Consider the following 3,623-nt stretch of genomic DNA (forward strand, 5'->3'; position numbering starts at 1 on the left):
AGCACACTGAAGCGATGATCAAAGTGAAAGTGCTCAATAGAATGGCTGGGCTAGGTATGCCTAAATATCAAGGAAACAGCTGAAATCGCAGTGTTGCCTAAGCTATCTGGATTTGATCAACAAGGCCTCTCGCTAATACCTGGCCTCGTTTCCTACAGACAGCTATAGACTTGAAGATAAGGGTTTTAGGTGGTAGGTTACTGTTCTTATTAAGAATAAACTGTTTTAGCAGTGGGCTGTAAAGGCCTTGGAAACAGGCTTAAACCGGCATTCTCACTAATACACTGTTATAAGCCTAGGAGAGTTTGGCATATGAATCGACTTTCGGTGACACTAGTTGCATTACTATTAGTTGGCTGTGAGTGCGATTCAATCTGTGAAGCAAATAGAGCTACTATTGCATTTTTAGATAAAAACCCTTCTAGTGATCAAATTATTGATTATTTGAATGAGTATAAAGGTGAGGCTCCGGGGGCTGCTACCTATGGGGCAATCGTAAATTGGGGCTTGAAAAATTCTACTAAATTTATTGACACTCTTAATCACCCTAAAATCACAAATAGAAATTTAGATTTAATAGTCTATAAAATTGCAGACTACGGAAACCACGAAGAGTGGTGCAAAATATATAGTGATTTGACAGTGCGCAAGAATGACAAATATATTCGCTCACGGTTGCTTGGCTGTAATTACGGCTTATGACAAGTTACTCAAAAGGACGCAAAATGCTTGGCTTGTGCTCCTTCGTCGCCAATTTTAGCCAAGCATTTATGCGCCCATTAGTAAGGTGTTAAGTGCTGATCAAAGATATGAGAGAACCTCACGAAATACTAGATGAAGTAAAGGATGAAGAGAGCTTTCTGCTTTTCGTAAAATCACTAATTGCAGATCGCGAACCTCATGAAGGAAAATCAAAAGATGAAGTTAGCTTCACTGAAGATTGGGCTAATAATTCTATCAGCGGGTTCTTAGAAGCGGCTGTAGCTTGGGTGGAAGATTCCGATTTTGGAATCCATCAAGATTCAGAACTAAGGACAAATAAATGGAAACAGTTTGCAGTATTCTTATATTGTGGGAAAATTTATGAGTAAATGAAACTAACAAAATATTAGATAGGGGCAAAGCTCAGTTAGCGTTTCGCTAATTTTAGCCAATAAAATTCAGTTCATTAACAAGGGCGTTATAAAATCTAGGTAAGTCGATTATATGGAAGAAGAACCAAAAGAATTAGATCCAATAGAAGAAATTAAGATTGTTCAGGATATAATTATTACTCAAGAGCAATTTTGTTTTAAAGTTTTTAGTTGGGCTGCCGGTTTCATTACAGCTCTAACATTAGGTCTATTCCACAATTCGGTTAGTATACCTTATTTTCTATACATAGCATGTGGCTTAACCATTGTTTTTGGGTTTTATATTGTAGGTCGTCATCACTGGCATACTTTCTCTTCAGCGATTGAGCGCTCTAGACAAATCGAGAGTGCGATTAATGCTGGAAGCTATAATTCCTTCAAATTAAATCATGTTCTAGAAAGAAAACACAGACACCCAGAGTGGGAAAACACAGACACCCAGGGGAAAACACAGACACCCAGGGGAAAACACAGACACCCAGGGGAAAACACAGACACCCAGGGGAAAACACAGACACCCGGAAAACACAGACACCCAGCGTTATCTGTGTTTGTTATAGGCCCTCAACTAATGAATGTGGTAGCTTTGTCGAGGAAAAAAACACAAAAAACACAGACCCCCAGCGTTGTCTGTGTTTGTTATAGGTCCTCAACTAATGAAGGAGAAAACACAGACACCCAGAGAGAAAACACAGACACCCAGCGTTGTCTGTGTTTGTTATAGGTCCTCAACTAATGAATGTGGTAGCTTTGTCGAATAAGCGAGCGTGAAATAACGAGAGGCGGCTCTCATGGGTGGGCAATTTCAGTTGAAATAGTAGCTATTTAGTATTTTGTGGCACGGTTAAGCACTGCCAGAGTGCGGCAGTTATCATTTGTACTTCAGATAGTGGGCTATTCTATCTCAACAATTGCTCACAGTTAGCGAGGTTAGGACGCCGTCTTTTTTGCAGATGTGCACAGTACTCAGTAAGAGCATGACGCCTGCCGGCTGCACCGTGGAATACTTTTGTAAATTGTGTGGTGAGTTTTAGCCAGTTTTCGGGCTCTATTTGCAGTCGAGCGAGAATGGGCTGAGCATCGCTGATGTGGCCTCTCATGTCTGCACGAATGCGCCGACCAGTGAGTTCAACCAGTTCAATGTAGTATTTAAGCTCAAAGGGTAATCCTTTGGGCATGTTCTGTCTTGGGTTACCAGCAAAGCGCAAAAGACTCTTTGGTTGTTTGCCGTGTTCAAGGCGTTTTTTGATGCTGGTGAACTCAGATGTTTCGGGCGTGCAGGCCATTTTGGCCCTGATAGGGTTGAGATCAACATAGGCCATACAGGCACCCAGTGCGGCTTCATCGAGCAATGCCTGGGACTTAAACCTGCCTTCCCAGAATCGACCTTTGCAGCCATCTTCTTTGTTTGCCCGGCGGGCAATATCTTCGTTAAGCACCCGCATAAACCAGCTGATACTCGCCAGTCTTTCGCGATATTTATTGATAATATCATCTAGCATCATACGCTCGGATGGATTAAGTTCGTTACCTTCAATGAATTTGCGCGTTAGCCAGTTCCCTTTAAATAGTTTATGCCATCGGATAACGATAGCTTTGCTATTTAACCGGTTAGCTTTTTTATCATCTACATGTAGAACGATGTGAGTATGGTTGCTCATCACAGCGTAAGCGCAGATATCAATGCAGAAAATGCGTGCCAGCAGAAGTAGTTTTTCTTCAACCCACTCGCGGCGATGTTCATAAGACTGCCCTGTTAACGGGTCTTTACCGCATAAAAAGGCCCTTCTTACGCAGCGAGAGATACAATGGTAGTATTTTGTATCAACTAAGCTGACCTGGCTTTTCCTTGCCGCTGGCATTTGCTTCGTCCTTATTCTTGGAGCAGATTAAAAGCATAGATGTTGGAAGTGTGACAGACAAGTTTTGGAATGGGTGTCTGCTATTTGTTCGTCAAAGTGGATGTTCGCGTAAATTGTTACCTGTGGATGTCCTCACAGCTTTGCTCACAGCTTTTATCAGGGTATGCAAATTTAAATGGCTCAGTGTAAAAAATGCAAAGCGGATATTGTGCCCCTTGAAGTTAAAGTGGCAATGAACAAGTCATATTTTGTGTGTCCCGTTTGCAAACATAGAATTAGTAACTTTAGCCTTAAAGGTTTATTCATCTTTATCTGTAGTGCAATATTGTTATGGGCTGTTCTGTTTATTCATCACCACATGACAAATTAACTTGTTAGTTTGTTTATTTGAAACATAACAAGCGCATTATGAGCGGAATTTAAAAGCTTGGCTTGGTTCGTACCTTACCAATTATAGCCAAGCATTTCGGTCCGCATATGCGGACGTTAGGTTCTCAGGGGGGCGTTGTTTCCTAAATCATTGAACTAATTTAGTCTTGTGTGATCAGATCTCAAAAGCAAACACCGAGACTGAACTTTGAAAGCAAAGCGTATCACCAACTGGCGCGATTACAACAAAGTCCTCATC

General features: G+C 41.4%; 4 protein-coding genes. 3 read left to right on the forward strand and 1 reads right to left on the reverse strand.

Translation table 11 applies throughout. From position 1 onward, the window contains the following. The first annotated feature begins 312 nt into the window (after positions 1–312). The 3 genes from IY568_RS24175 (at position 313) to IY568_RS24185 (ending at position 1,857) form a co-directional block, all read left to right on the forward strand. Positions 313–702 carry a hypothetical protein gene (locus IY568_RS24175; RefSeq protein ID WP_194868943.1) on the forward strand — a complete coding sequence of 130 codons (390 nt, stop codon included), beginning with the start codon at positions 313–315 and terminating at the stop codon, positions 700–702. Between the two features lie 92 nt (positions 703–794). Continuing rightward, positions 795–1,091 carry a hypothetical protein gene (locus IY568_RS24180; RefSeq protein ID WP_228553562.1) on the forward strand — a complete coding sequence of 99 codons (297 nt, stop codon included), beginning with the start codon at positions 795–797 and terminating at the stop codon, positions 1,089–1,091. A 115-nt stretch (positions 1,092–1,206) separates the two neighbouring features. After that, the gene (locus IY568_RS24185; protein ID WP_194868944.1) at positions 1,207–1,857 is read left to right on the forward strand and encodes a hypothetical protein; all 651 of its coding nucleotides are present in this window, start codon (positions 1,207–1,209) and stop codon (positions 1,855–1,857) included. A gap of 175 nt (positions 1,858–2,032) precedes the next feature. On the opposite strand, the gene IY568_RS24190 is transcribed toward IY568_RS24185, so the two are convergent. Further along, a complete protein-coding gene (locus IY568_RS24190; protein WP_194868945.1) occupies positions 2,033–2,995 on the reverse strand; it encodes a transposase in 963 nt (320 codons plus the stop codon). Between the last annotated feature and the right edge of the window lie 628 nt (positions 2,996–3,623).

It is taken from the genome of Pseudoalteromonas sp. PPB1 (genome assembly GCF_015356275.1).
GTDB lineage: Bacteria > Pseudomonadota > Gammaproteobacteria > Enterobacterales > Alteromonadaceae > Pseudoalteromonas > Pseudoalteromonas rubra_D.

Excerpts from the sequence above, each read along its gene's own strand:
- IY568_RS24185 (WP_194868944.1), top strand. The coding sequence starts at position 1,207 with ATGGAAGAAGAACCAAAAGAATTAGATCCAATAGAAGAAATTAAGATT.
- IY568_RS24190 (WP_194868945.1), bottom strand. The coding sequence starts at position 2,995 with ATGCCAGCGGCAAGGAAAAGCCAGGTCAGCTTAGTTGATACAAAATAC.
- IY568_RS24175 (WP_194868943.1), top strand. The coding sequence starts at position 313 with ATGAATCGACTTTCGGTGACACTAGTTGCATTACTATTAGTTGGCTGT.